The sequence below is a fragment of the Candidatus Acidiferrales bacterium genome, assembly GCA_036514995.1.
Taxonomy (GTDB): Bacteria; Acidobacteriota; Terriglobia; order Acidiferrales; family DATBWB01; genus DATBWB01.
This window is the reverse complement of record DATBWB010000118.1, coordinates 1-4,164: the sequence shown is the minus strand read 5'-3', so window position 1 is coordinate 4,164 and position 4,164 is coordinate 1. Positions and strand designations below refer to the sequence as shown.

Sequence of the window (4,164 nt, the reverse complement as noted above, 5' to 3'; positions counted from 1 at the left end):
CCGACTACGGCGAAGCGAAAGCGGCGTTGCAGAAGCTCTGGCGGCAGTTGTGCGAGGTGAACCCGAGCGCAGCGCGCAGCCTCGAAGAAGGAATGGAAGAAACCCTCACCCTGCACCGGTTGGGGGTGGCGCCGCTGCTGCGACGCAGCCTGTCGAGCACGAACCTGATCGAGTCGTGTCTTTCGACGGTGCGCCACGTCACCCGCAACGTGAAACGCTGGCAGGGAGGGGATCATATCGCCCGCTGAACCGCCGCCGGACTGCTCGAAGCGGAGAAAAAGTTCCGGAAGGTGAAAGGCTATCGGGAGCTGAAAGAGTTGGAGAGAAAACTGAATCCCGAGTTGCACCCCCAGGCGCAGGTGGCCTAAAGTGCAGCTCCACGAGAGCCGCCACTTTCAACTAAATCTGGGACATGCTCCTTGACAGGGGCGGCAGGTGGGCGAAAATAAGGCTGGCCAAAGCGCTTAGACGAAGGGGTTGCAAATGAGCAAAGTGGGGCTGGGTGTGGTGGGAGTGGGGGCGATGGGAAAGCATCATGCGGAGAATTTGCGCCGCGCCGTCCCTGGAGCGCGGTTGGTCGCTGTCGCCGACGCCGACCGCGAGCGCGCCCGGCAGGTCGCTGCCGAGCTTGAGGTCGATTATCACTATGGCAGCATTGAAGCGCTCGTTGAGCGGAAAGACATCCAGGCCGTTGTCATCGCCTCGCCAGCCAAGTTCCACGCGGGAGCAATCCAACTCGCTGCCGCTGCGGGAAAGGACATCCTTTGCGAGAAACCGCTGACTCTGACGCTCGAAGAAGCGGATGGTGCTTTGGCTGCCGTCGAAAAGGCTCGCGTTCGGCTTCAGGTGGGGCATATGCGCCGGTATGACCCCGCCTATGCCGACGCCAAGAAGCGCATTGAAGCGGGCGAGATAGGCGACCCGGTCGTGTTTAAGGCCATCGGGCGCGACCGCGAACCGCCGCCCCTCAGCTATTTCGAGGCCGGTCTGAACGGAATGCTTTTCCTGGACTCCAGCATCCACGAATTTGACCTGGCGCGGTGGCTCATGAACGACGAAGTGGCCGAGGTCCACGCCTTTGGTGGCATCCTCACTTTTCCGGAGCTGGCCCAATTTGGGGATATCGATGCGGGCGTGGTAAACCTGCGATTTTCGCGTGGTGCGATCGGAAATGTCGAGTCGTTCCGGCAGGCACGCTACGGCTACGATATTCGCACAGAAATCGTCGGCTCCAAAGGAACTATCCAGGTGGGATACTTACGCCAAACACCGCAGTTGGTGCTGACGGGAGCCGGGGCCAGCCACGATGTCGTTTCGCACTGGCTGGAACGCTTTGCGGACGCCTACCTGAACGAAGTCCGCGACTTCGTCCAAACAATCTTGGCGGGCCGTCCTCCGCGTGTGACCGGCAAGGACGGCAGAGAGGCACTCGCGGTAGCGCTGGCTGCGCAGCTTTCCTGTCGCGAATCCCGGCCCATAATGCTTCTCGAACTCTCGCGTGTCCGGCGGTCGCCCGCGGCGTCGTGACGCGCTGTCCTCAGCAGGCTTGGCTGGACCAACTCCGGGCCAGTTGAACTGCTTTCTTCCAACCTGCGTAAGCGGTCTCGGCGTAAGCTCGATTCTGAGCAGGCTCAAAGACGCGATCGGGCGACCAGAGCTGCTCAATTTCGTCCAACCCCCGCCAGACACCGGCTTCTAGACCGGCGAGGAAGGCTGCGCCGAGGGCGGTCGTCTCGGTTTGGCATGGGCGAATTACAGGAAGGCCCAAGCAGTCGGCTTGAAACTGGAGCAAGAAGTTGTTCGCCGCCATGCCACCGTCCACGCGCAATTCGCGGACTTGGACGGGGGAGTCCGCGGTCATTTCTGTCAGGAGGTCTTGGGTTTGGAACGCCACCGCTTCCAGGGCCGCGCGCACGAGGTGCTCCCGGCGCGTGCCCCTGGTCACGCCAACGATCAGCCCACGCGCTGATGGATCCCAGTGGGGAGCCCCCAAGCCCACAAATGCAGGCACAAAATAGATGCCTCCGGAGTCGGCCACTGAGCTGGCCAAGGCTTCGGATTGGTCCGCTGATTCCAGCACTCCGAGTCCATCGCGCAGCCATTGCAGAGCCGCACCGGCGACGAAGACACTGCCCTCCAGGGCGTACTCGGTAGGATTCTCACCGCGCTTCCAGGCCACAGTGCTCAGCAGGCGCCCGCGGCCCCGCAGCGGCTTTTCTCCCGTATGGAGGAGCACGAAGCTGCCAGTGCCGTAGGTGCTCTTGACCATGCCGGGCCGCCAACAAGCTTGCCCGAACAACGCCGCTTGCTGATCTCCTACCAGGGCCAAAATGGGTAGCCTGCGTCCAAACCAAGCTTCCTGCGTTTCCCCGTAGCAGGTGGCCGAAGGCAAGACGCGTGGCAACAATGCCTGCGGAATATCGAACAAACGCAGCAGTTCGGTGTCCCATTCGCCGCGGTCCAGGTTCAGCAGCATGGTGCGACTGGCATTGCTCACATCCGTGGCGTGGACGGCACCGCCGGTCAGTTTCCACAACAACCAAGAATCAATTGTGCCTGCAGCTAACTCGCCGCGCTCAGCGGCCCGCCGAGCTCCTGGCACGTTGTCCAGAATCCAGCGGAGCTTCGTGCCGGAAAAATAGGGATCGAGCAGCAGCCCGGTTCGGGCCCGGATATCCTCTTCCCAGCCGCGCTGTTTCCACTCTTCGCACAGCGGAGCCGTTCGGCGACACTGCCAGACAATGGCGTTGGTGATCGGCTCGCCCGTAGCCCGATCCCAGACAACGACAGTCTCCCGTTGGTTGGTGATGCCCAATGCCGCGATCTGCTCGCTGGGGACGGCTGCTCGCGCCAACGCGTCACAGCAGACTTGGTATTGCGTCTGGAAGATTTCCGTGGCGGAATGCTCCACCCAGCCGGGTTGGGGATAGTGTTGAGCGAATTCCCGCTGCGCCGAGGCGACCGCTTTCCCCGATTCGTCAAAAACGAATGCCCGGCAGCTAGTCGTTCCTTGGTCGATGCTTAGGATGTACCGCATGGCATGGCTGTCCCGGGAACCGGTTGGGTCGGGGCACCGGAAGAAGCTGGAACTCTCCCGCGTTCGGTTGCTTTCGAAAAGGAAGAAATGCGAACAAGGACAGGTCGTTTCCGTTGGCTCCGGCCCGAATGGCCTCAAGGCACCAGAAAACGGCTAGTAGTAAAACTTCAAGGCGAACTGCATTACGCGCGGGTCACCGGACAGCGACGAAATCCGGCCCACGCCGCTGCTGGACCTATTTCGTTCCGGAAGGCCGAACTGGGCAGTGTTGAAGATATTGAACATCTCCCAGCGAAACTCCAGCCGGCGCTTTTCGCCGAAGTAGTCGAACAACCGCGCGAGCCCAAAGTCGAAATTGACGGACCCGGGCCCGTACAGGGTATTGCGACCGCAAGTACCCAGCCGGGCGGGACTGGGCACGGCGTAAGCAGTGGAATCAAACCAGCGGTCGATACTTCGCTCGTCCCGCGACAGGCTGCCATCGCCGAGGCAATCGGCGAGGGCGCTGACCATGCCTCCGCCCCTCGGGCCGCCGAGAGCGCTGTCATTGCCGCTTGCACGGATGGTAAAGGGCCGGCCACCATACAGGGTGGTGACGCCACTGACGCGCCAGCCGCGGAGGAGGTGAGAAGCTGGGCCGTCGGTGACGTAGGTGCGAGTGGGGCCGAACGGCAGCTCGTAGATGTAGCTGGTAACAAAGAGGTGGCGGACGTCGAAGTCACTCGGCCCGCGACGTTCGCGGATGTTGTGCGCGTTCTGCAAAAAGCTGCCGGTGCCGCCGCTGAACAGGTGCTCCTGCGAAGAGTCAATTGATTTCGACAACGTGTAGGCAGCACGAAAGCCCAGGCCGGCTCGGAACCGCCTCTCGACGGTCAACTCCATGGCGTGATAGTTCGAGTTGCCGACGTTGTCCCGGAATTCGATTGGCCCCAGCGCAGGGAAAGGCAAAGTTGAGGTGGGAGTCCCATCCGGGTTGAAGAACACCTGGTTGAGGTTGCGGAGAATGGAGAGGTGGGTGCCTTTCGTGCCGACGTAGTCGAGCGTGGCAGCAATGTCGCCTGACAGCAGCCACTGAAACCCGAGGTTCCAGTGATCCACTAAGGGGATAACGGCATCCGGGTTGACTG

Annotated in this window: 4 protein-coding genes; 2 read left to right on the top strand and 2 right to left on the bottom strand. The window is 61.8% G+C overall.

The annotated features are described in order from the left end of the window. Positions 1-248: IS256 family transposase (locus VIH17_08490; GenBank protein ID HEY4683274.1), on the top strand; the 248-nt coding region annotated here is incomplete at its 5' end. Positions 249-483: 235 nt separating this feature from the next. Continuing rightward, positions 484-1,527: a Gfo/Idh/MocA family oxidoreductase gene (locus tag VIH17_08485; GenBank protein HEY4683273.1), complete on the top strand. Its 1,044-nt coding sequence runs from the start codon at positions 484-486 to the stop codon at positions 1,525-1,527. Positions 1,528-1,537: 10 nt separating this feature from the next. On the opposite strand, the gene glpK is transcribed toward VIH17_08485, so the two are convergent. Beyond that, positions 1,538-3,037, bottom strand: coding sequence for a glycerol kinase GlpK (gene glpK, locus VIH17_08480; protein HEY4683272.1), 1,500 nt, complete (start codon positions 3,035-3,037; stop codon positions 1,538-1,540). A 153-nt stretch (positions 3,038-3,190) separates the two neighbouring features. Then, positions 3,191-4,164 (bottom strand): hypothetical protein (locus VIH17_08475; GenBank protein ID HEY4683271.1); only part of this gene is annotated, 974 nt, incomplete at its 5' end.